The organism is Mycobacterium sp. URHB0021 (assembly GCF_054057895.1).
In genome coordinates, this window is the sequence record NZ_JBSRZT010000002.1 from 2,252,349 (window position 1) to 2,273,128 (window position 20,780).

The following is a 20,780-nucleotide window of genomic DNA, read 5'->3' on the forward strand; positions in this document are numbered from 1 at the left end:
GTGCAGACGCTTCTGGGGCAGGTGACCGCGCTCGCTGAATTTCCCCATTGACGCTCATCGAAATTCCCCGCCCGTGTGGCTTCGCCGAGAAGGGCGGGCCTCCCTCGATGCTGCTGGTGTCTGACGCCAGTAGCTCCGTTGAAGGAGGCCCGCTTTCTCATGCTCACATGGGAGGACGACATGGAAGTACACCATCTACGCAAACGTGGTTGGACGATCTCAGCGATCGCTCGCCACACCGGCTTCGACCGTAAGACGGTCCGCAAGTATCTGGCCGGCGACGGCAAGCCTGGAGAGCGGGCACGGCCGGGTCCGGATCCGTTCGACCCGTTCGTCGACTACATCACCGCCCGGCTGATTGAGGACCCGCACCTGTGGGCCCGCACCCTGTTCGACGAGTTGGAGGAGCTCGGCTTCGACCTGTCGTATCCGAGTTTGACCCGTAACATCCGTGCTCGGAATCTGCGCCCGGTGTGTGAGGCTTGCCGGACCGCCACTGAGCGTCCGAACGCGGTGATCGCGCATCCGCCAGGGGATGAAACCCAGTGGGACTGGCTGGAATTGCCCGATCCGCCGGCATCGTGGGGCTGGGGCAAGAAGGCCTTGCTGTTGGTGGGGTCGTTGGCGCATTCCGGGAAGTGGCGGGCGGTGTTGTCGCCCTCGGCCGATCAGCCTCATCTGGTCGCCGCGATCGACCGCATCGTGCGCGGCCTGGGAGGGGTGAGCAGGGTGTGGCGTTTCGATCGGATGGCCACGGTGTGTGATCCCGGCAGTGGTCGGGTGACTGCGTCGTTCGCCGGGGTGGCCAAGCACTATGGCGTCTCGGTGGCGATCTGCCCGCCGCGGCGCGGCAACCGCAAGGGTGTGGTGGAGAAGGTCAACCACACCGCCGCGCAACGCTGGTGGCGCACCCTGGCCGACGACGTGACCGTCGAGGCGGCCCAGGCCAGTGTGGACCGCTTCGCCCGCGTACGCGGCGACACCCGTATCCGCGCCACCGCTAACGGCCGGTCCTCGGTCGCGGTCGTCGCCAAGTCTGAGCCGCTCGGCCCTCTGCCAGCGGCGCCGTATCCGGTCATCGTGTCCGAGACCCGTACCGCCTCGCGGCAAGCGCTGGTGTCCTACCGCGGCAACCGCTACTCGGTGCCACCAGAGTTGGCCGCCGCCGAAGTCACGGTCAGCCACCCGGTCGGCGGTGAATACCTCGACATCGCCGCCACGAGCGGCATCGTGGTCGCCCGCCACCGCATGGCCGCCGACGGGTTGGGGGTGATGGTCCGCGACACCGGTCATGTCATCGCCTTGGATGCTGTGGCGATGGCCACCGCATCGACCGCGCGGCCGCACCGCCGCAAGGAACGTATCCCACCCGGTCCGACGGCCAAAGCTGCTGCAGTACAACTACTCACGCTACGTGGCAACCCGCGACCTGAATCTCAATCCTCAACTCCGTCACTCGATTCCACGCTCATCGACTTGTCCGTCTACGAGCGGGCCGCCCAGAAAAGGACCTTGCAATGACGCCCACGACCCGCACTCCGAAAACCACCACCCGCCCCGCTGAGAACGAGGCACCATCGGCTGCAGCGAGCCGCTATCAGCAACTGCGCTCCCACCTGAGCGAGCTCAAACTCGCCGCCGCTGCCGAAGCCCTGCCCGCCGTGCTGGACCAGGCCACCGCCGAGGGGCTGTCGCTGACGGTGGCGTTGGAGCGGCTGTTGGCTGTCGAGGTCGACGCCAGCACCGCCCGCCGGCTGGCCGGCCGACTGCGGTTCGCCTGCCTACCCACCCCGGCCACTCTGGCCGATTTCGATGTCGATGCAGCCGCCGGTATCGACCGCGCCTTGATCGATGAGCTGGGCACCTGCCACTACCTCGAGTCGGCGACCAACATTTTGCTCATCGGGCCGCCGGGGACTGGCAAGACTCACTTATCGGTCGGATTGGCAAGGGCAGCAGCCCATGCCGGATATCGCACCTACTTCACCACCGCTGCCGACCTGGCTGCCCGCTGCCACCGCGCCGCGATCGAGGGTCGCTGGGCCACCACCATGCGGTTCTACGCCGGCCCCACACTCCTGGTGATTGATGAGCTTGGATATCTGCCCCTGCCTGCTGAGGCTGCTTCGGCGTTGTTTCAGGTTGTGTCCCAACGCTATTTGAAGACCTCGATCGTGATGACCACCAACCGTGGCGTCGGAGCCTGGGGCGACATCCTCGGTGACGCCACTGTGGCCGCCGCCATGCTCGACCGACTCCTGCATCGCTCCGTGGTCATCAACCTCGACGGCGAGTCCTACCGACTCCGCGACCACCACGCCGCCGCCGACACCCTCCGCCGAGCCGCCACCGGAACCCGCCAACCACTACACTGACCACTGCTCACAGGTGAGGAATTTCAACGAGCACACCTGAGGACTTTCGATGAGCGCAGTCACAGGCGACAGCTGCTGACGAGGCTCGATCGATACGGTCCTCCTCGATGACGATATGAACCGTGTCGCCGATGCGTTGGGTAAGGCGATCGATAGCTCTCAGGTGCTCACGGCGATCAGTTGAGGCCAAGTTGGTCCGAAGTAAGCTCTGAGCTGCAACGCCCCCATAGCCCAATTGGCAGAGGCAACGGACTTAAAATCCGCACAGTGTCGGTTCGAGTCCGACTGGGGGCACCGCACAGGCGCTGGTAGACGCGTTCTGTACGCGGCTGGATCGGCTCGCGCCCCCGCTCACCCCGGCGTCGCCCCGGCGGGTGGCAGAGGACCGGTGGAGAGGTCGCAGCGCTAGCTAACTTTCTGCTAGGGCGCGGTTTGTTAATCGAGGAGGCCGACGCGTGCCTAGCCGATCTTGGCGAGGTTGGGGATCGCGCGGGATTGGCATCTTGAGGGTCTAGTTCTGGCTTCCTGGCAGACCCGCCGCTGACCGGCCTGCATCGGCCCGGCTCCGCCAGCCGTCCGTCGGTTCGGTATGGCGGGACAGATCGCCGGGGCACAGAGCATGGTGTCATCCCCTGCGCAGCTAGGCTTGAGCAGAGGCTGGCCAGCCGGGCGGGCCGGACGCGTCTGGTTCGCCCCAACGCAACCACGTCTGCAAGAGAAGCGCCGCGCGGAAGTCACCACACCATCATCAGCCGGCTCGCCGTCTTTTGAGCAGGAGGGCGATCACCGCACCTGCTAAAAGCCATGGCCCACCTATGATCATCGGGTCCAGCCACATGTGGTGGGTGTCAACCCTTTTCCTGCCGAACCTGGACTTCATTCCCTTATGGGTCCATTCGGTCTTGATTCCGGTTTCAGTGATCGGGTTGTCCGGTCGCAGACTTGCCATCGAACGGATGTGATGTTCGGCGGCATCAACGCGATCGGCGTACAGCAGGATGAGCCAATGTAGCGCTCGGCCTTCGCTGAACTTGTAGGCGAACCGGCGCATGACGCCAGAAAGACCACTGGGCGGCTGAGCCGTCCCGAACACCGGTGTGAGAAACCTGTGCTCGACCGAGCGTTCCCGCGGCCACTTCTCGGGTTGACGCTCCGGAAAGTCCCACCAGGCACCGGTGTCGAGGAACTTCAGCTTGGGCACCGAGGGCCGGTCCTCCTTGTTGAGGTCGGCGCCCCAGCCGGGGATGCGCGCCTGCAGGCTGTCTCTGTCGGGCACTGCCGGATGTTCCGCTGTGTACGCCGGCACGCGTTCGGTGGTTTGTGTCATGAGATTCCTCCTCTTTCAGTTGTCAGTTGACGTTGACGGTGATGACCGGCTTAATGATCTCGTCGAGCTTGGACGAGAAGATGTGGTAGCCCTCGGCGATGTGCTCCAACGGAATTCGATGGCTGACAATCTCGCTGGGCTTCAAGTAACCGTTCTCGATATGTGAGAACAACCGGGGCCATTGCCGCTTCACTGGCGCCTGGTTGGTGTGAATAGTCAGACCCTTGTTCATCGCATCACCGAACTTGACGGCGCTGAACATTGGTCCGTACGCACCGATCACCGAGATAGTGCCACCTTTGCGGACTGAGTCGATGGCCCAGTTCAGCGCAATCGGTGAGCCGCCCTGCAACTTCAACTTAGCCGTGGTGACGTGCTGGAGTAGGTTTCCGTCAGCCTCGGCGCCCACGGCGTCGATGGCCACATCGGCGCCGAGAAAATCGGTGGTCTTCTTCATCTCCACCACGATGTCGTCGTACTCGCTGAAGTTGTACGTCTCGGCATGGGCGAAGTCGCGGGCTTTGGCCAGCCGATAGTCGAGATGATCGACCACAATAACCCGCGAGGCCCCCATCAACCATGACGACTTTGCCGCGAAGAGGCCCACCGGACCGGCGCCGAAGACCACCACCGTGTCGCCTTCGACGATGTCGCCGAGCTGTGCGCCGAAGTATCCCGTCGATAGTGCATCCGTGCATAGCAAGGCGTCCTCGTCGGCCATCCAGTCCGGGATCACCGACGGGCCGACGTCGGCGAACGGAACACGGACGAACTCGGCTTGTCCACCGTCATAGCCGCCGCATGTATGTGAGTAGCCGTAGATTCCGCCGACCGCGGTGGCGTTCGGATTCACGTTGTGGCAGTTCGAATACAGTCCCCTGGCGCAGAAGTAGCACGAACCGCAGTAGATGTTGAACGGCACCATCACCCGGTCCCCGGGCTGGATGTTCTGGACCGACGAGCCGACCTCGTCGACGACGCCGATGAATTCGTGCCCGAAGGTGTGGCCGACCCGAGTGTCCGGCATGAGGCCGTGGTAGAGGTGCAGATCCGACCCGCATATCGCGGCGAGCTGTACACGCACGATCGCATCGTTGGGATGCTCGATTTTAGGACGGTCCTTCTCTTCGACCCGCACTTTGTAAGGTCCGCGATAGGTCATTGCCTTCATCTGTGCTCCTTGTGTCGTGAAAGCGTCAGGATCGAGCCCCTTTACCCGTGTGGTCGTCGGCCAAACGGGGCGCAGCGACGACGTGGCACCATTCTCAGCGAACATTTAATGCTTGGTATTCGCGCAACGTGTTGCCGGAACATACTGATAGACAATGTATTAGTGGATAGCCATGACGACGTCGCGCAATCTGGCTAACCACCGCATTCGCCACTTGGTACTGACGGGGTGAAAAAAGCGGCGGCATTTCGTCACGACGGCGCATTCGCTCACCGGCGCACAGTCGCTATGCCGGTTACGGGCTATTTCGGCCTGTCATGACGAATCACCCATCAACGCTTGCGACTGTGAGGTCGGGGCATGCGTTCGTCTCGCGTTGGCAAACTGGCCGTACGCCTTTGCGGGGGAAGGAAGTCATCGGTGAAGGATAGGCCGCCCACGAGAGCCGCGTTGCTCCAAGTGCGTAACGCACGAGGGGGAGTAAGACCGTGACCGGCGTTGACCAGAACTCCGATGAACAGAGGGGGCCAACTTCGGAGGGCAACCTCGAACTCTTCTTTGATCTGGTGTTCACTTTCGCGATGTCGCAGGTCACCCAGCTCATGCTGCATGATCTGTCGCCGACGGGATTCGGTCGGGCGGCGCTCGCACTGCTCGCAGTGTGGTGGGCCTGGGTCGGCTACACCTGGCTGATCAACACATTCGACACCGCCAACGTCTGGCACGAGGCGGTTGTCATCGCTGCGATGGCGGCAATGCTGGTCGCCGCAACGGCGCTGCCCACGGCGTTCACGTCGGGGGCGTTGGTCTTCGCGATCGCTCTTCTGGTGGTGCGGTTGATTCATGTCGCGAAGTTCGTCGCCTACTCGTCGGACGAAGACGCCGATCTGCGGCGCAGCGTCAGGCGCATCGCGCCGGCCTTCGTCGCTGCGCCCGCCTGCATCGTGGCGGCCGCCTTCGTTGAATCGCCAGCCCGCGAGCTGCTGTGGGTCGCCGCAGCGGTGATCGACTACGGCGCACCGGCCGTGCTCGGCCTCGGCGGATTTCGCGTCTCACCGTCGTACTTCGTCTCTCGCCACGGCTCGATCATCATCATCGCGCTCGGTGAGGCAATCGTCGAGCTAGGCGCCGGCGCAACGGATCTCCGCCGTTTCGAGGTGATTGCCGCTCTGGTTCTGGGTGTCGCAATCATGGCGACTTTCTGGTGGACGTACTTCGGCCTGAGTGGCGGAGCCAAGCAGCGGCTGGAGCAGGCGACCGGTACAGAACGGGCCCATCTCGCGCGCGACGCCTACAGCTACCTGCATCTACCGCTGGTCGCCGGCATCATGCTGTTCGCGGTCGGCGCCCACGCCACCGTCGCACACGCCACCGCCCCGCTGCCGTTATTGCCAGCCATTGCACTCGCCGCGGGCACGGCGTTGTTCTACCTGGCTGATGTCGCCTACCGATGGCGCGACCACCGACAGATCCCCGTCGACCGCGCCGCGGCCGGGATTGTCGCCGCAGCGACCTTGCCGGTGCTGTTACACATTCCCGGCCTAGCGGCGCTTGCCTTGCTCACCGGCATCGGAGGCGTTCGATTGGCCTGGGAATTGTGGCAGCGTCCGCGCATCGGTACCGGCGTAGCAGGGCAGGCGCGCTGAGGTGGTTGCCCATGAGATGAGTGGGTACGAAGTCGGTTGAGCAGCAGCCGTCGCTCGAAAGATCAAGTGGCGCTACGCGCCACGACACTGACGGGAGGGTCATGTCAAACAATCGACGCCTTGCAGGGCGGAAGATCGCGGTGCTTGCAGCCGATGGCTTCGAGAAGGTGGAACTGGTGGTTCCCATGCGTGCGTTGCAGCTGGCCGGTGCGAAAGTCGACATCGTGTCACTACGCAAAGGCCGGATCCGTGGGGTCAACCTGCACATGCCGGCCACCCGAGTCGGCGTGGACAAGCTGGTTACCGAGGCCGACCCGGATTCCTACGACGGACTGCTGCTTCCGGGCGGCTTCATCAACCCCGACTTCTTGCGGCAGTCAGCGGCCGCGCGGGACTTCGTGCGCGCGTTCGACCACAGCGGCAAGCCAATCGTCACCTTGTGCCACGGTCCATGGGTGCTCGCGTCGGCCGGATTGCTGACCGGCCGCACCCTGACCTCCTGGCCCGGCATCCGCGACGACCTGGTCAATGCCGGCGCCACCTGGCTTGACCGCGAAGTCGTGCGGGACCGCAATCTTGTCACGAGTCGAGGGCCTCAGGACATGCGGGCGTTCGTGCCTGCCATGCTCGACATCTTCACCCAGCCGACGAGTCAGCTACAGGAGATGGTCCCCGACAATGCCGGCTCTGATTCGCCTCTCGACAAGCCGCTCGGCTGGGCGATGGCCGCATTGCGCTGGTCGCCCAAGCCCTCGGCGGCGGCCCTGACCAGTGTCGCTGCTGTCGCGCTGACGCCGCCGCTGCGCAGAAGGGTGTCGATCCGAGACTAGGAAGTATCGTCGGCCCCCGACGAAAAGGTCGAGTGGTGGTGCACCATCGAGCCGGGGGCCGGTGGCTAGTGGGCGTCTCCGGAGTAGAGGAAACGCCACGAACGAGTGGCGGCGTGGAGATTGAATCGCGTGTTGACATTGCGCAGGTCATAACCGGTCAGTTCGCTGATGCGCGCCAGCCGGTAGCGCAGCGTGCTGCGGTGGATGTGCAGCGCTTTGGCGGATTCGTCGTAATTGCCGCCACTTTCCAGGTGTTCGCTCAGCGTGAAGACGAGATGCGACCTCTTGGTCAAGTCGTATTCCAGTAGTGCGCCGAGCCATTCTCGAATGAAATCCTCGACGGCTCCGCACGTATGGGCTGCGTCGATGAGACGGTAGAACCCGAGTTCGTCGTAAGCAGATGCCCCGGCGGGCGCGGCTGAATGCAGCCGCACATTGAGGGCGCGTTGGGCCTCGGCGAACGATTTCGGAAAGTCCGAAGGTGCCTCACAGCGTGAGCCGATGCCGATGGCGCACGTGGCTCGGCCCATCAACTCGGTAAGCGTGCTGTGAAGGGCTTCGGGGTCGGGGCGGCCTTCGGTCAGAAGCACCACCAGCCCGCCGCTACGTCCTTGAAGCCTGTTCAGGCGCAGTGCAGCGGCGGCGCGGGTGGCGGCCGTGGCAACCATGGAATCGGAACTGGCCGAGCTGTGCACGACGACCACATAATGCGGGCGGTGAAGGTCGTGGCCCAACGCTTCCGCTCGTGCGAAGGCGCCGTCGTCGTCCGTGCCTGCGATCAGGTCATCGACGAGTTCGCGGCGAACGCTGAGCTCCATCTCCACCAGACTCCGCTGGTGGGACAACTCGTAGCCCAGCAGCGTGCGCGCGAAGTGCAGCGCAAAGAGGTGGTCTTCGGTTACCTGCCTGTGCGGGTCGACGATTGCCAACACGCCGAGGATCTCTCCGCGCGGCTGGACGAGGACGGCGATGCGATTCTTCGTCGGCATGGGCCGTTGGCGATCGGCGAGGACGGCAAGTTGGCGCTGACGCTGTTCCGGGTCTGGTTTTGGGTACGGCACCGGTTGTCCTGGTCCGGACCAACTGCGCAGGTTGCCGAACCGGTCTTCGAGAGCTATGGGCAACCCCGTCAACTGATGTAGCGCGTCGGTGATCGCATGCTCCCCGTCACCGCCTCCCAGCGCCGCCTCGATGATCTCGTGGACATGTGTTCGACTCCGCAGCCGCTGCCGCGCGCCGGCGAGGTCGGTGGTCGCTTTGACCAGTTCCTCGGTACACCGTTCACGTCGCTGATGGTGGGCAAGACATGCCAGGGCGGCGCCCGCCTGATTTGCCAGGGCCATCAACAGCTGAATGTGCCCGCTCGAGGGTCGGTCGGTGGCGCTGACGACAAGGGAGCCCTCGACCCTTTTTTGGTGCTGGAGCGGGAATGCCCAACCCCACGCGCACCCGGATATCGTCAGAGGACCGCTGCCGCCGGATTCGGCTACCAGTTGCTCGAGGTCGTGGCGTTCGCGCTGTTGGCCGTCAGGGCACATATGCCATACACCGTCGACGAGGTGGTACGTGGCTTCAGTGCGACACGGCCCGAGCCGAAACACCGCGGCCCCGACGTCGTCGAGGATGCCCCCCGCGTCGAGCCCCTGGAAGGTGAGGGCGGACACGGCGGCGATCTCCGCGGATGTCGGAGTGGCGCCCCGCGATGTGGGAGTCATGATGCGGCATCCGGCCGGACGTATCGATTCCCCCGCAACCGCGGCTCCTTGTGTCACTGCTCTCGCACCGCCGTTCGATCGATATCACGACGAACCGCAGCCCTTGCACGCTCTGCCTACCCGCGGCATGCTCTGCCAAACAGCTCGTAAAAGGTGGCGATCGCCGTCGACAGCGCACACATGCGGGGCGCACATGCAACGGGCATGTGCCGACCACGACAACCGTTCGCTGTCAAGTCACCGGCACAACTGTGAGGAGACAACCGGGATCTCCGCGCAAGCGGGGACTGTCTGAATAGCGGTTGATCTGGTCTTGGTCTGACACGCCGGGCGTGAGCTTGGCGGGAAGGACTGATGATGTCCGAAACACTGAAATCCGTGGCGATCGATGTGGATCACAAGCAGCTCGCCGAGCAGTTGCTCGCGCAGGCCAAAGAACAAGGTGTGGAACTGGTAGGTCCGAACGGCCTGCTCAATCAACTGACCAAGAATGTCCTCGAGACCGCGCTAGGTGCCGAGATGACCGAGCACCTCGGCTACGACAAGCATGACTCCGCGGGGCGCGGCAGCGGAAACTCCCGCAATGGCACTCGATCGAAGACGGTGTTCACCGAGATCGGCCAGGTTGAGCTCGACGTGCCGCGGGACACCAACAGCACCTTCGATCCGGAGGTCGGGCTGAAAAGCAGCGTGACCCGGGGGTGTTCGGCTACCCAGTCGTTGATCTCGGCGAATCCAGGCGCTCGATCGCACCGCACCGATTCTGCCGCTGCGGCCAGGACCGGTTACGCGGTGGGTGCGAGGCTACGCCGCGGTCTCCCCGGCTGGTTGTATGCCGCGGCTCACTGGGGCGGCTGATAGATCTCGCGGCGGCTACTGAGGCGAGGCCGAGTTCTGCCGCGACCGCGTCGATACCTTGCTGCGGGATGGCGAGGTCTACGTGTCCGTCGGGGGTGAAGTACGGGCCGATGTAGCGCTCGTAGTACTGCTGCACTTCGTCACGCGTGAGCCGGTCGAGGAACGAGGCGATGTAGTCGACGGCCAGGCTGGGGCGTTCGGCGATCGTCTGCAGGGCCCGATTGTTGGCCCGCACGAGCGCCTGCAGTGCGGGGCTGTCCAGCGGGATGTGGACGGGGTCCACCGCGACGCCCACGGTGGGAATCTGGATGTGGTCGCCGACCCAGGCCAGCACGTGGAACCCTTCTTCCTCGGCGACTTGTTCGGGAGAGAACGTGGTGCCCACACAGGCGGCGTCGATCGAGCCGTCCCGAAGCCGTCGCAGGTCCATCTGGTAGTTAACCGGAAGCCGCGCCATACATTGCAGGTCGCGGTCGGGGTCCAGGCCGTGCTTGCGCACGACGATCCGGGTGAATCAACCGGGGGCGGTTTGGGCAGGATGAACCGCCACGCGGCGCCCGCGAAGATCAGCCATGGAAGTCACATCGGCGCTGCCGACAAACCAGAACAGCGGACGATGGGTGTTGACGCTGAGCACGTTCCAACCGATGCCGCCGGTCAGCCGGTGCAACAAGGCCCGGCCCAGACCGATCGACGCGCCGCGGCGCAGACGCTCCGGGTCCCAGCCGATCCCGTTGCGGACGGCGACATGGACACCTTCATCTTCGTAATAGCCCTCCTGGTCGGCCACATAGGCGACCAGTTCCTCGTGGACGCCACGCTCGACGTAGGCCAGATCGATGGTCTGCACGGCCAAAACCCCCTTCCCCAATCTGATGACTTCTGTCGCGGCGGAATCTGAGGGCGTCCCGCACTTGACCGGCCCGGCTGGAACGGGCTAGAAGAGGCCTCGGCGGGCGCCGCCGTCCAAGGCGAGGGTTGCGCCATGCAGCGCGTCGGCTTCGGGCGCTAGCAATTGAGTTACTGCCCAGCTGACTTGGTCGACCGTGGTAAGCCGACCCAGCGGTGAGTGGGATCGGTATTCATCGAGGACGGTCTCGATGCTGACGCCGCGCGCCTGGGCTGCCGCGCCGGCGAACCGACGGAGGCGACCGGTCTCTAAGACACCTGGAGCGATCATGTGCACAGTCACCCCCCGCGGCCCGTAGGCGTCGGCGAGCTGGCGAACGAGGTTGGCCAGAGCAGCATTGGTGACACCGGCCGCGCAGGTTTGCGGCGTGGGTTCAGAACCGAAATGGCCGCCGATGGCGACGATCCGGGAGCCCTCGACAAACCGGTCCTCAACAGCGCGGATGAGGCGCAGCAGTCCGCCGAGCTTCAGCGACACCGACCGGCCAAGGGTGTCTGGGTCGATCGTGGCCAGCGGCGGGCTGGCGGGTTCGGCTGCTGACTGGACCACCATCCGGACGGGCCCGGACACTGCGGCAGCGATCGCCTCACCTGACGAGTCATCACCGATGTCCGCGGGGCATGCCGTGATCCCGTCGTCGGTTGCGCTCAACTGCTCGAGGCGTTCACGGTCGCGTGCCACCGCGACCACGGGCACCGCGGCTTTGCGCAGCCGCGCGACGATGGCGGCGCCGACCTCGCCGGTCGCTCCGACGACAACGGCTTGCGCGCTTGGGCTCACTGGTGGGCCGCCGCGCGGGCGCGCACATCATCACGTCGGCGGACGCTGGCGGGCGCGCCACCGATGGCCCAGTCGTTGGGCTCAATCTCGATTGCCCCACCACGAACCAGCTCGCGTGGAGGCCCGAGGTACGGGGCGGCTGGCGTGGCGTCGGCCACGATTTCGCCTGCCACCAAGCACATTTGAGGTCGGTACAGACGCACGAAACCCCGGACCCGATCCATCGGGCGCTCCACTATCTCGGCACTGACCGAGGCGCTTGCAGTCGCCAAGTGCTGCACCTGCCCGTTGTGAGCCACCCCACAATCTACCTGGAAAACAGGCTGTGCGCGCCCCCAACAGCCCGCGGTGAACGTCGGTCAGCACATTGACGTCGATGGGATCGTGCGCTCTGCAAATCCGTCGGGAAGACGTTGTTCCTGTATTGGCCAGCAGGTCGCCGCGCACCTGATCATCAAGCAGCTCAGCAAACACCGTGGATATTCAAGCAGCCGACAGCTTTGACGCAAGACGTAGTCACAACATTGTCACAACTAGTAAGTCGAAATCCTGCCGCACGCCCAACGTCAACGAACTTCAGACGCGCGACACTAGTTACCTCCGCGAGACTTCGAGATGCCGCGACTCAAGCAGGTCCAAATTCCAATAAGACGGGCGAACCATCTTTCCCCTTGGGTATCGGAAAGTAGATGTGGTGCGTCGCTGGATCGAGTGCCAGTGTGTGCGCCCCATCTGCCAGGTGAGACGAACCCTTCGCGGCCAGGTGACCACGAGTGTGATCGAAGATATTAACCCAACCGCTTTCAGCGGCGACATAGACACGGTTCACGCCGGGATCGTAGGCCAGCACGTCGGGCGTTTCGCCGACCTCGTGGCGGTCGATCACAGCTCGGTTGGCTAAATCAACAGTGACCATGGTCGCGTTGGCTTCGCAGCCGACGAACATTATCTGGTCGGTGACGTCGAGCGCCTGGCCGTGCGGGTGGTCGCAACCAGGCGTTGGAATCCGTTCTGTCACAGTGAAACTGACAGGGTCAATGATGGCGAGGTCATTGCGGCCTTGCACCGCCACAACCATCCGATCCGAGACAGGGTCGTACACGACGTTTCCCACCTCGCCGCCCAACGGGACGGTCGCGCGGACGGCACCGGTTTCGGCGTCGATCACTGTCTCAGTGCCCACACTCTCGTTCGTCGTCCACACACTGCGCCTGATCGGGTCGTACGCCAGTCCATCGGGATAGTTGCCTGTCGGTGCGCGGAAGACAACCTGGCCGGTGTCTTCGTCGATGGCGGCGAGCTGATTGTTGCCGGTGGCCGTCGCGTACACGCGGCGCTTATCGGGGACGACGATCACGCCATGAACGTCGGGTAAATCAGGAACCGTGCGTACCACGCTGTGGGCGTTCACGTCTACGTCGATAAGTTCGCCTGCGCCCATATGTGCGATGAACAGTCGACTGCGCGAGGCGTCAAGCGCCATGTAGTCAAACCGAACCGGACCTCCGGTCAGTGGCGTCTCAGACACCTGTCGAAGCGGTAAGTTGCCCACTTGCGGCGACGCCGAGCATCCAACAAGGGCGGTCGCCAGACCAGCTAGCAGCCTCAAGCGCCATCGCACTGCATCTCCCCTTTGCTAGATGTATATATACGCCGTATTGACGCTACGCCGGGCCTCGGCCCGCTAGCCGGTGGCGAGGGCCTACAACTCCTCAGCTCGCCCCGGCGACCCACTTCCCCGGCCTGCAGCCCACCGCGGCGCAGCCGTCCACCAGGCCGTCCGTATCGGCATACGCGAGCTTCTTGGACCTCGACGTGCCCGAAGTTGTCGTGCGGCGGCCCAACCCATTGCGAAGCGGGTTGGGGGGCGCGGCACCTGTCAGCGCTGAGTACGTGCACATTAAAACCCTCTCGATAACGTTAGACAACCCTGAGGTACACGAGGAGCGTTGCGTTTCAGGGCCTTTCGATGCCCGGTCATGTAGTGGCTTCGACAGCGCCCGCCCCCAACGTCAAAATGCGCAAAAGGCGAAGATCGCTTGTTACGCGGCTTGTGCGCACAACCGCGACGCGGTGATGGCGCATCCGTAGGTTCGGTGCTGTGACACGTTCAGGCACCGGAACAAGCCGGTGACCATTCGAGATAGCAACGCAAACAGGAGAATTGAGATGACTGCCAAGACAACCAGCTCTACCCGTCAAGTGACCGCCAGAGCGGTCACCCAACACGACTGCGCGGATCACGGCTGCCTGGCCGCGATGCTCGGGCTCACGCTGAGTGACGCCATTGACACTAACGCTGAGGAAGGTTCCTCCACGGGCTGATGGTCAGTACACCACCGACTACCACCATGGCCGACCGGTACGGGGATACCGGTCGGGCCGCCTCGGTCATCCGCGCGAATGCCGCCGCTGCGGCAAACACGGTTGTAATGCCCGCCCAGCCATCGAGGTGGTGGTTGGGCGCCGTCGCGGATCCACTGAGCTGGCTAGCGCTGTTTGCCGCGACCGCCGCGGTTAAGGAGTCGGCGTCTGTTTTGCTTTCGAAGCTGTTGTCGGGACGCCGACGTAGGATCTGCAACGAGAGTAAGGGGCCGCTCGATGCCGCAGACCGGACCGTGGACCGGTGATCCCGTCTGGCTTGCCGATGTGCTTCGGGCCGAGGGCGTCAACCCCGCCGAGTATCCCGGCTGGCTGAGCCGCGGTCACGGAGACTTCAAGGACATCCGAGGCGTGATGGTGCACCACACCGGATCCGACGTCGCAAGCGCGGCCTCGATCGCCGAAGGCCGCCCCGATCTTGCCGGGCCACTGGCTCAGCTGCACATCGCGCGCAACGGTTCGGTGACGATCATCGCGGTCGGCGTGGCGTGGCACGCGGGCATTGGCATGTATCCGTGGTTGCCGACCAACATGGGCAACTGGCACATGATCGGAATCGAATGCGCCAACAGCGGAACCAGCCCGACAGCGCCGCACCGCATGAATTGGCCCGACGCGCAGTATGACGCTCTGGTACGTTGCTGCGCCGCGATCAACCGCCGCCTGGCCCAGAACTCCAGCCGCACAATCGGACACAAGGAGTACGCCGGCCGTGCCCAAGGCAAATGGGATCCGGGCGCCATCAACATGGACATCTTGCGCAGCGATATTCAAGCCCGAATCGGCACCGTTCCCGACCCGGCGCCGACACCGAGACCGCCCGTGCCGGTCGGTCAGTACGCCGACATCCTGCTCTTCCGCGGTTCGGAGGGACCACAGGTCGCCCAGCTACAGCGCCAGCTCAAGTACGGCTACAACGCCTATGCGGGGCGTCTGGTGATCGACGGCGTCTACGGCCCGCAAACCGAGACCGCGGTCAGGGAGTTTCAGCGACGCACTCGCGGCTTGAAGGTCGACGGCATCGTCGGCCCTGCCACGGCTGCCGCCTTGAACTTGAGGGTGGTGTCACCTGCAGAGCTGCTACTGGTGGCCGACAACGAAACGGACTGAAACACTGGTCACCGCGCGTGGGCCTTAAACAGTGTGCCGATCCGGAGACAGTCTCACCAGATGCAAGTGCCTTCTTGTCCTGTCACAGCTGCGGCACCGCATTCACGGGTGACGCGGGGCGTAGCCGGGCGATGATGCCGTTGAGGTCGAGAACGAACATGTTGGGCCGGAAGACGTGGCCGCCGGGCACCTCATGCGATTCATGCGGGATGCCGGCTTCGCGCAGACGTTCGCGGAACTCCCGCTGGCCGGCAAGCACCTGGGTCTCGTTCACGCTGTCGAACCAGTTGAGCGGGTCCGGACTGGTGCCGGCGACCAGGAACACCCGCTTGTTCCGGTAGCTGTCGATACGCTCGACCGGATTGTCGGCGCTGACCCTGGCCTGGTCCCAGAGCGGCGCGCCGTAGACCGTGCCGCCCGCCAGGTCCAGGACCGCCGACGTGATGTTTGCCCAATGCACCACCAGGCCGAAATCGCGGCGCAGACTCGCCGGGCCGGAGTGGGCGCTCACCGAGGCGAAGTGGCCGTAGTACTTGGCTGCGTACTTCAGCGCACCGAAGCCACCCATCGAGAACCCGGACACCGCACGGCCGTCGTACTCGGCGTACGTTCGGAAATTCGCCTCGATCCACGGGAGCAGCTGGGCGATATGGAATGTCTCCCAGTTCCGCGGGCCGACGAACGAGCTGACCGGGTTGGAATACCAGCCCGCGTGCCCGCCGTCAGGCATCACGACGATGATCGGCTTTCCGGCGGTCAGTTCGCGGATACCCAGGAAGTCGAACTGGCGGAAATCCTCGTTGCCGCCGTGGAACATGTAGAGGACAGGATAGGTGCGTCCGCTGGTGCGGTAATCGTCCGGAAGCAGGACATTGACGCCGGGATTCCAGCCGATTGCCGAGGTTTGGAACCGGTAGTACCACAGCCGAGGGTCGTTCTCGTTGCGGTCCACGATCGTCAGGCCGAACCCGTCGCTACGCCCGACGAAGATGACCAGTACCTGGCCGACGTTGATCACGGCGGGATCGGCGATGCCGTTGACCTTGGCGATCAGCGGATAAAGCGCCGCGTCACCATAGAAGCGCGCAGCCAGTGCCGACAGCGTGTCGCCGGCGACAACCGTATGTGTCGTGATTTCCGGAATGATCAGCCGTTGCCCCACGTTGATCACGCTGGACTCGGCGATCCCGCTGGCACCGGCGATCTGCCAATCCAGTTCCGCGTCACCATAGAAGCGCAACGCCAAAGCCGACAGCCTGTCTCCGGCGACGACCGTGTATCTCGTGAAGTCGGGCATGATCAACCGTTGTCCCGGATTGATGACGTTGGGATCGGTGATCCCGCTGGCGGTGGCGATCAGCCGGTACAGTTCCGCGTCGCCATAGAAGCGCAACGCCAAAGCCGACAGCGTTTCCCCCGCGACAACCGTATGTGTTCTGACCATCGTTTCACTCCTTCGGTGGCAACTGGCTCTAGCCTCGATTTTGCCCGCGGCGGTCGTCGGTGGTGGCGGATTGGCGCTGAACCGTTTGGGTTGGGCGTGGCGTCCGAGCGGCGCGGGGCAGCCTGCCGAGTGTGCATTTGGCCGAAACGCATTATCTGCAAACGTTATTCGGCGTAGCGTCTGAAGAATGGCAGTCGTACTCAATCCTGGCGACAGCAATGACCTGGTCCGCATTCTTCAAGCCCGCCTGAACCGCGACTACCCGCTCTACTCGAACCTGGTGGTCGACGGCGTCTACGGTCCGCGCACAACCGCCGCGGTCAGAGAGTTCCAGCGCCGCGCCGGGCTCGTGGTCGACGGGATCGCCGGCCCACAGACCCTCGGGCGGCTCGGGCTCAACTTCGAACAAATCCCCGCGCTGCCGACGGACCTGCCGTTCTTCTACTGTGCCTCCGGCACGTGGCAGACGCCGTTCATGGGTCCGCCGTTCGATGTCGGGTGGCGACTGGAACAGATGGGCCGGGTTCGCAATCAGCCGGTCGGCTATCCCGCCTCGGGCTTTCTCTATCCGAACCCCTTCTTGAGCTACAACGAATCTGTCGCGCTAGGCGTCGCCGAACTCGTGCGGCTCATCCTGATGAACGGCGGCAGGTTCTACCTCTGCGGCTACAGTCAGGGTGCCGAAGTGGTGGTGCGAACGATGCGTCTGATGTCGCCCGGCCAACCGCTGGCGCACCGCGCCGGTGACCTCATCCGGGTGGTCACCTTCGGCAGCCCGTGCCGCCCGCCCGGGCCGACCCTGCTGGGCAACAATCTGCCGGGAGCGGGCATATCGGGAATCTATCCCCCTGAGGAATTTCGTTCGAGGACCTACGATTTCGTCCTCGACGGCGACATGTACTCGACCACCACCGATGACACACTGCTCCACCTGGGTTACGAGGCGCTCACCGCCCTGGAGCTCGATTTGCCGTTCGCCGTCAAGATCCTCAGCCTGATCCAGAGCAACGAGTTCCTCGAGCTGCTCAACCTCGCCAACACCCCCGAGACGTTCGCGAAGGTGGTCAGGACGGCGATAGTCGTCGGTGACTTCCTCATCCGAAATCCGCACATCCACTACCACGACTGGCTCAGCTTCAACGGAGTCACCGGCGTCGACCGGGCGGTGCAGATCCTCGCGACCGGCTCGACGGGTGGCCCGACGCCCTGAGCAGTAGTTCCCGGGTCGTGTCGCTTTCCCCTCTAGGGTCGAGACGTGTGGTCGAGCTGGTGGCTGATCCCGCTGAGCGTCGTCGGCGGTCTGGTTCTGATCTGGCTTGCCCTCATCGTCGCGCTGTGGCTCTCGAAACCCGACGGCAATGGCATTCGCGACGCGATCCGCCTGCTGCCCGATCTCGTCCGGCTGCTCAAGCGGTTGGCTGCCGATCCCGAGATGCCGCGCGGCGTCCGCGTCCGGCTTGTGTTGCTGACGGCCTACCTCGCGCTGCCCATCGACATCATTCCCGACTTCGTGCCGGTCCTCGGTTATGCCGACGACGCGATCGTCGTGGCACTGGTGCTTCGCTCGGTCACCCGCCTGGCGGGACCGGATGCGCTGGATCGGCATTGGGCCGGCACCCCGGACGGCCTCGCGGCTTTGCGCCGACTGTGCAGGTTGCCCGATCCGCGGTAATCGAAATGCACCGCAACAGCCGATGACTGGCGTGAGTGCCCTCGTTACGCTGAGTCCATGCATGACGGAGACGATGAGTTGACGCACGAGGACGAGCACGACGTCGACGACGCGGTGGTGGCGGACGAAAACGCTCATACGCTGTCGATCCGCCGCGCGGACGGGGAAGAGCTTGTGACCGTGTTCTCGCCCGCCGAGGAGTGGAGCGCCTACCTGGCGCCTGGCGGCGCGGTCACCAATGCGTACATCGGCACACCCGGCGACCCGATCGTGTGGGTTGACGCCGCCGGCCGTCCGGTCGAACGAGACGACGACGGGACCTACGTCATCCACCTCGACTAGCAGATCGCGGTCGACGACCCGCTAGGTTGACGGTCGATGACTGATCCGACGCCCGCCCAGCCGTCCCGACCGTCGTTCCCACGGGCGATGGCGTTGCTGGTGGCGGGCGCGTTTTTCATGGAGATCCTCGACGCCACGATCGTCGCACCCGCCATTCCGCGTATTGCCGACTCGTTCGGCGTCGCGGCGGTCGACGTCAACGTGGCGATCTCGGCCTACATGATCACCGTTGCGGTCCTGATCCCCGCCTCCGGATGGCTGGCCGAAAGATTCGGCATCCGGCGCGTGTTCATCACGGCGATCGCAGTCTTCACGATCGCCTCGATCGGATGTGCGGCCAGCGTGTCTCTGCCGATGCTGATCGGTATGCGGGTGCTGCAGGGCATCGGCGGCGCCATGATGGTCCCGGTCGGGCGGCTGGCGGTGTTGCGGGATTCCGACAAATCCGACCTGGTCCGCGCCATCGCGCTGCTCACCTGGCCGGCGTTGGCAGCTCCCGTCATCGCGCCGGCGCTCGGCGGCGCCATCGCGACATACACCTCGTGGCGATGGATTTTCTTGATCAACATCCCGATCGGGATCATCGGATTCCTGTTGGCGCTCAAGCTGGTACACGGTGGTCCGAAGCCGTCGGTGCGGGCCCTGGACTGGCGCGGGATGCTGCTGATCGGCCTCGGTATCTCGGTGACCCTGATCGCGGTCGAACACATCCGCGTCAGCGGGACCGACTGGGTGTTCGTCAGCGTCGGCGGCGCCCTCGCGGCGGTGTTGCTGGGTTGGGCGGTCAGGCATCTGCTGCGCGCCGACGCGCCGCTGGTGCAGTTGCATGTGCTGCGCGTGCAGACGTTGCGGATCACGGTCACCGCGGGCTCGCTCTACCGGATGGTGATCACTGCGGTTCCGTTCCTGCTACCACTGCAGTTTCAGCTGGAGTTCGGCTGGACTCCGTTTGCCTCGGGCCTCATGGTGGCCGCGTTGTTCGCCGGTAACCTCACGATCAAGCCGGCGACCACACCGATGATGCGCAGATTCGGCATCCGGCGTGTGCTGCTGGTCAACGGCATCGCCTCGGTCGGGTGGTTCGGGTTGCTGGCGCTGCTGCGACCGGGCCTTCCGATCATCGGGATAGCGCTCATCCTCTACGTCAGCGGAGCACTGCGGTCCATCGGTTTCACCGCGTACAACAGCCTGGCGTTCGCCGGCGTCGACGGCGACGACCTCACCCACGGCAACACGCTCAACGCGTCAGTGCAGGAACTCGCCGCGGGCCTCGGAATCGCCGTGGCGGCGCTGCTACTCAGCCTGCTCTCGTCCTACCCGTACGCATATCTGCTCCTTGGTGCGCTGCTCGCCGTCACGCTCATCGAAACCCTGCGCCTGCCCCGCGATGCGGGTGCCCACGTCAGCGGGTGATCGACAGCCTTACTTCGGTTGGCAGACGACGTCCACCAGAGCGGGTTTGCCCGTCGACTGCACGTACTCGGCGGCACGCTGAACCGCTTTCTCGATATCGGCGGGGTCGGTGATCGGTCCCTCCGCATGCCAGGAGAACGAACGGGCGAGGGTAGCGAAGTCGGGTGCCGGGTTGTCGATCTCCATCCCGATGCGCGCTCTCTCCAGCGGCGTCCCCCGCTGGCGGGCGAGCCGTTCCTGGTGTTCCCAGTCGTTGTAGTACGCACGGTTGTTGAACATCACGATGGAGGTCAACGAGGTCGACTGGTACGCGTCGCTGAGCACCTATTGGCTGAGCCACGGGAAGACGCAGGCGCAGATCGACGACCTCTTCGACGCGATCGCCGCCAACTCCAAGATCACCAAGGGCCACACCGCGACCGGCGAACTTCTCAGCGCCGGCCAGTACAGCGTGTTCGTCTCGGCGTACACGCAGAACATCGATACCCCCGCGGCCAAGGGCGCCCCCGTAACGTGGCGTCCGGCCAGCGGCCAACCGGTCCAACCGATCACTCTGCGCCCCAACGGTGTAGCCACGATGAAGCACGCATCGCATCCAGCCGCGGCGGTCCTGTTCACCGACTTTCTGCTCACCGAGGGGCAGAAGGTGCTCGAGAGCGTCAATCGGATTCCCTCGGTGACGAGCGAAGGTGATCCCCTCACGGGCCTCGAGTTGATCGAGGCGCCGGAGGATGACCTGCTTGCCCATTCCGCGGAGTGGCGGGATCGCTACGCGCGGGTGACGAACGGTGCGAGCCAGTAGTCC

The 20,780-nt window shown here is 64.5% G+C and carries 20 protein-coding genes, 1 tRNA gene and 1 pseudogene; 12 read left to right on the plus strand and 10 right to left on the minus strand.

All coding sequences use genetic code 11. From position 1 onward, the window contains the following. Positions 1 to 159 precede the first annotated feature (159 nt). The 3 genes from ACVWWN_RS13300 (at position 160) to ACVWWN_RS13310 (ending at position 2,669) form a co-directional block, all read left to right on the plus strand. Positions 160 to 1,521 (plus strand): IS21/IS408/IS1162 family transposase, encoded by a 1,362-nt coding sequence (locus ACVWWN_RS13300; protein WP_457144318.1) that lies wholly within the window; start codon positions 160 to 162, stop codon positions 1,519 to 1,521. Continuing rightward, positions 1,518 to 2,375, plus strand: coding sequence for an IS21-like element helper ATPase IstB (istB, locus tag ACVWWN_RS13305; protein WP_457144319.1), 858 nt, complete (start codon positions 1,518 to 1,520; stop codon positions 2,373 to 2,375). Before ACVWWN_RS13300 ends, istB begins: the two co-directional genes overlap by 4 nt. 220 nt (positions 2,376 to 2,595) lie before the next feature. Beyond that, a tRNA-Leu gene (locus ACVWWN_RS13310) sits at positions 2,596 to 2,669 on the plus strand. 454 nt (positions 2,670 to 3,123) lie between these two features. On the opposite strand, the gene ACVWWN_RS13315 is transcribed toward ACVWWN_RS13310, so the two are convergent. Both ACVWWN_RS13315 and ACVWWN_RS13320 read right to left on the minus strand, forming a co-directional pair. Beyond that, complete coding sequence (locus tag ACVWWN_RS13315; RefSeq protein ID WP_457144320.1) at positions 3,124 to 3,702, minus strand: hypothetical protein; 579 nt, start codon at positions 3,700 to 3,702, stop codon at positions 3,124 to 3,126. Between the two features lie 22 nt (positions 3,703 to 3,724). Beyond that, positions 3,725 to 4,873 carry a zinc-dependent alcohol dehydrogenase gene (locus ACVWWN_RS13320; RefSeq protein WP_457144321.1) on the minus strand — a complete coding sequence of 383 codons (1,149 nt, stop codon included), beginning with the start codon at positions 4,871 to 4,873 and terminating at the stop codon, positions 3,725 to 3,727. Between the two features lie 488 nt (positions 4,874 to 5,361). Between ACVWWN_RS13320 and ACVWWN_RS13325 the strand changes: the two genes are divergently transcribed. Both ACVWWN_RS13325 and ACVWWN_RS13330 read left to right on the plus strand, forming a co-directional pair. Continuing rightward, complete coding sequence (locus tag ACVWWN_RS13325; RefSeq protein ID WP_457144322.1) at positions 5,362 to 6,519, plus strand: low temperature requirement protein A; 1,158 nt, start codon at positions 5,362 to 5,364, stop codon at positions 6,517 to 6,519. Between the two features lie 140 nt (positions 6,520 to 6,659). Beyond that, the gene (locus ACVWWN_RS13330) at positions 6,660 to 7,349 is read left to right on the plus strand and encodes a type 1 glutamine amidotransferase domain-containing protein (protein WP_457144323.1); all 690 of its coding nucleotides are present in this window, start codon (positions 6,660 to 6,662) and stop codon (positions 7,347 to 7,349) included. A gap of 65 nt (positions 7,350 to 7,414) precedes the next feature. Here the strand turns inward: ACVWWN_RS13330 and ACVWWN_RS13335 are convergent, their stop codons facing one another. Further along, a complete protein-coding gene (locus ACVWWN_RS13335) occupies positions 7,415 to 9,064 on the minus strand; it encodes a PucR family transcriptional regulator (protein ID WP_457144324.1) in 1,650 nt (549 codons plus the stop codon). Positions 9,065 to 9,421: 357 nt separating this feature from the next. Between ACVWWN_RS13335 and ACVWWN_RS13340 the strand changes: the two are divergent. Beyond that, positions 9,422 to 9,739 (plus strand): annotated as a pseudogene (locus tag ACVWWN_RS13340) (transposase); the annotation flags it as partial. A gap of 34 nt (positions 9,740 to 9,773) precedes the next feature. Here ACVWWN_RS13340 and ACVWWN_RS13345 read toward each other — a convergent pair. The 5 genes from ACVWWN_RS13345 to ACVWWN_RS13365 form a co-directional block, all read right to left on the minus strand. After that, positions 9,774 to 10,421, minus strand: coding sequence for a hypothetical protein (locus ACVWWN_RS13345; RefSeq protein WP_457144325.1), 648 nt, complete (start codon positions 10,419 to 10,421; stop codon positions 9,774 to 9,776). A gap of 15 nt (positions 10,422 to 10,436) precedes the next feature. Then, positions 10,437 to 10,772 carry an ABC transporter substrate-binding protein gene (locus ACVWWN_RS13350; protein ID WP_457144326.1) on the minus strand — a complete coding sequence of 112 codons (336 nt, stop codon included), beginning with the start codon at positions 10,770 to 10,772 and terminating at the stop codon, positions 10,437 to 10,439. 87 nt (positions 10,773 to 10,859) lie between these two features. After that, on the minus strand, positions 10,860 to 11,612 hold the full coding sequence (locus tag ACVWWN_RS13355; RefSeq protein WP_457144327.1) for an SDR family NAD(P)-dependent oxidoreductase: 753 nt from the start codon (positions 11,610 to 11,612) through the stop codon (positions 10,860 to 10,862). Further along, positions 11,609 to 11,785 carry a hypothetical protein gene (locus tag ACVWWN_RS13360; protein WP_457144328.1) on the minus strand — a complete coding sequence of 59 codons (177 nt, stop codon included), beginning with the start codon at positions 11,783 to 11,785 and terminating at the stop codon, positions 11,609 to 11,611. Before ACVWWN_RS13360 ends, ACVWWN_RS13355 begins: the two co-directional genes overlap by 4 nt. Positions 11,786 to 12,237: 452 nt before the next feature. Then, positions 12,238 to 13,095 (minus strand): YncE family protein, encoded by an 858-nt coding sequence (locus ACVWWN_RS13365; protein ID WP_457144329.1) that lies wholly within the window; start codon positions 13,093 to 13,095, stop codon positions 12,238 to 12,240. 1,118 nt (positions 13,096 to 14,213) lie between these two features. Between ACVWWN_RS13365 and ACVWWN_RS13370 the strand changes: the two genes are divergently transcribed. Further along, entirely contained in the window at positions 14,214 to 15,104 is an 891-nt protein-coding gene (locus ACVWWN_RS13370) for a peptidoglycan recognition protein family protein (RefSeq protein WP_457144330.1), read from the plus strand. Positions 15,105 to 15,186: 82 nt separating this feature from the next. On the opposite strand, the gene ACVWWN_RS13375 is transcribed toward ACVWWN_RS13370, so the two are convergent. Then, entirely contained in the window at positions 15,187 to 16,548 is a 1,362-nt protein-coding gene (locus tag ACVWWN_RS13375) for an alpha/beta hydrolase-fold protein (RefSeq protein ID WP_457144331.1), read from the minus strand. 187 nt (positions 16,549 to 16,735) lie between these two features. Between ACVWWN_RS13375 and ACVWWN_RS13380 the strand changes: the two genes are divergently transcribed. The 4 genes from ACVWWN_RS13380 (at position 16,736) to ACVWWN_RS13395 (ending at position 19,975) form a co-directional block, all read left to right on the plus strand. Next, complete coding sequence (locus ACVWWN_RS13380; RefSeq protein WP_457144332.1) at positions 16,736 to 17,758, plus strand: peptidoglycan-binding protein; 1,023 nt, start codon at positions 16,736 to 16,738, stop codon at positions 17,756 to 17,758. A 45-nt stretch (positions 17,759 to 17,803) separates the two neighbouring features. Continuing rightward, complete coding sequence (locus ACVWWN_RS13385) at positions 17,804 to 18,220, plus strand: YkvA family protein (protein WP_457144333.1); 417 nt, start codon at positions 17,804 to 17,806, stop codon at positions 18,218 to 18,220. A gap of 57 nt (positions 18,221 to 18,277) precedes the next feature. Then, positions 18,278 to 18,562 carry a hypothetical protein gene (locus ACVWWN_RS13390; RefSeq protein WP_457144334.1) on the plus strand — a complete coding sequence of 95 codons (285 nt, stop codon included), beginning with the start codon at positions 18,278 to 18,280 and terminating at the stop codon, positions 18,560 to 18,562. 87 nt (positions 18,563 to 18,649) lie between these two features. Further along, complete coding sequence (locus ACVWWN_RS13395) at positions 18,650 to 19,975, plus strand: MFS transporter (RefSeq protein ID WP_457149115.1); 1,326 nt, start codon at positions 18,650 to 18,652, stop codon at positions 19,973 to 19,975. A 9-nt stretch (positions 19,976 to 19,984) separates the two neighbouring features. On the opposite strand, the gene ACVWWN_RS13400 is transcribed toward ACVWWN_RS13395, so the two are convergent. Further along, complete coding sequence (locus ACVWWN_RS13400; protein ID WP_457144335.1) at positions 19,985 to 20,254, minus strand: thiamine pyrophosphate-dependent enzyme; 270 nt, start codon at positions 20,252 to 20,254, stop codon at positions 19,985 to 19,987. Here ACVWWN_RS13400 and ACVWWN_RS13405 point away from each other — a divergent pair. Further along, complete coding sequence (locus ACVWWN_RS13405) at positions 20,247 to 20,777, plus strand: substrate-binding domain-containing protein (RefSeq protein WP_457144336.1); 531 nt, start codon at positions 20,247 to 20,249, stop codon at positions 20,775 to 20,777. The two genes, ACVWWN_RS13400 and ACVWWN_RS13405, sit on opposite strands and share 8 nt — an antisense overlap. Positions 20,778 to 20,780 lie beyond the last annotated feature (3 nt).

Excerpts from the sequence above, each read along its gene's own strand:
- ACVWWN_RS13300 (WP_457144318.1), top strand. The coding sequence starts at position 160 with ATGCTCACATGGGAGGACGACATGGAAGTACACCATCTACGCAAACGT.
- istB (WP_457144319.1), top strand. The coding sequence starts at position 1,518 with ATGACGCCCACGACCCGCACTCCGAAAACCACCACCCGCCCCGCTGAG.
- ACVWWN_RS13315 (WP_457144320.1), bottom strand. The coding sequence starts at position 3,702 with ATGACACAAACCACCGAACGCGTGCCGGCGTACACAGCGGAACATCCG.
- ACVWWN_RS13320 (WP_457144321.1), bottom strand. The coding sequence starts at position 4,873 with ATGAAGGCAATGACCTATCGCGGACCTTACAAAGTGCGGGTCGAAGAG.
- ACVWWN_RS13335 (WP_457144324.1), bottom strand. The coding sequence starts at position 9,064 with ATGACTCCCACATCGCGGGGCGCCACTCCGACATCCGCGGAGATCGCC.
- ACVWWN_RS13365 (WP_457144329.1), bottom strand. The coding sequence starts at position 13,095 with ATGGCGCTTGACGCCTCGCGCAGTCGACTGTTCATCGCACATATGGGC.
- ACVWWN_RS13370 (WP_457144330.1), top strand. The coding sequence starts at position 14,214 with ATGCCGCAGACCGGACCGTGGACCGGTGATCCCGTCTGGCTTGCCGAT.
- ACVWWN_RS13375 (WP_457144331.1), bottom strand. The coding sequence starts at position 16,548 with ATGGTCAGAACACATACGGTTGTCGCGGGGGAAACGCTGTCGGCTTTG.
- ACVWWN_RS13380 (WP_457144332.1), top strand. The coding sequence starts at position 16,736 with ATGGCAGTCGTACTCAATCCTGGCGACAGCAATGACCTGGTCCGCATT.
- ACVWWN_RS13390 (WP_457144334.1), top strand. The coding sequence starts at position 18,278 with ATGCATGACGGAGACGATGAGTTGACGCACGAGGACGAGCACGACGTC.
- ACVWWN_RS13395 (WP_457149115.1), top strand. The coding sequence starts at position 18,650 with ATGGCGTTGCTGGTGGCGGGCGCGTTTTTCATGGAGATCCTCGACGCC.
- ACVWWN_RS13400 (WP_457144335.1), bottom strand. The coding sequence starts at position 20,254 with ATGTTCAACAACCGTGCGTACTACAACGACTGGGAACACCAGGAACGG.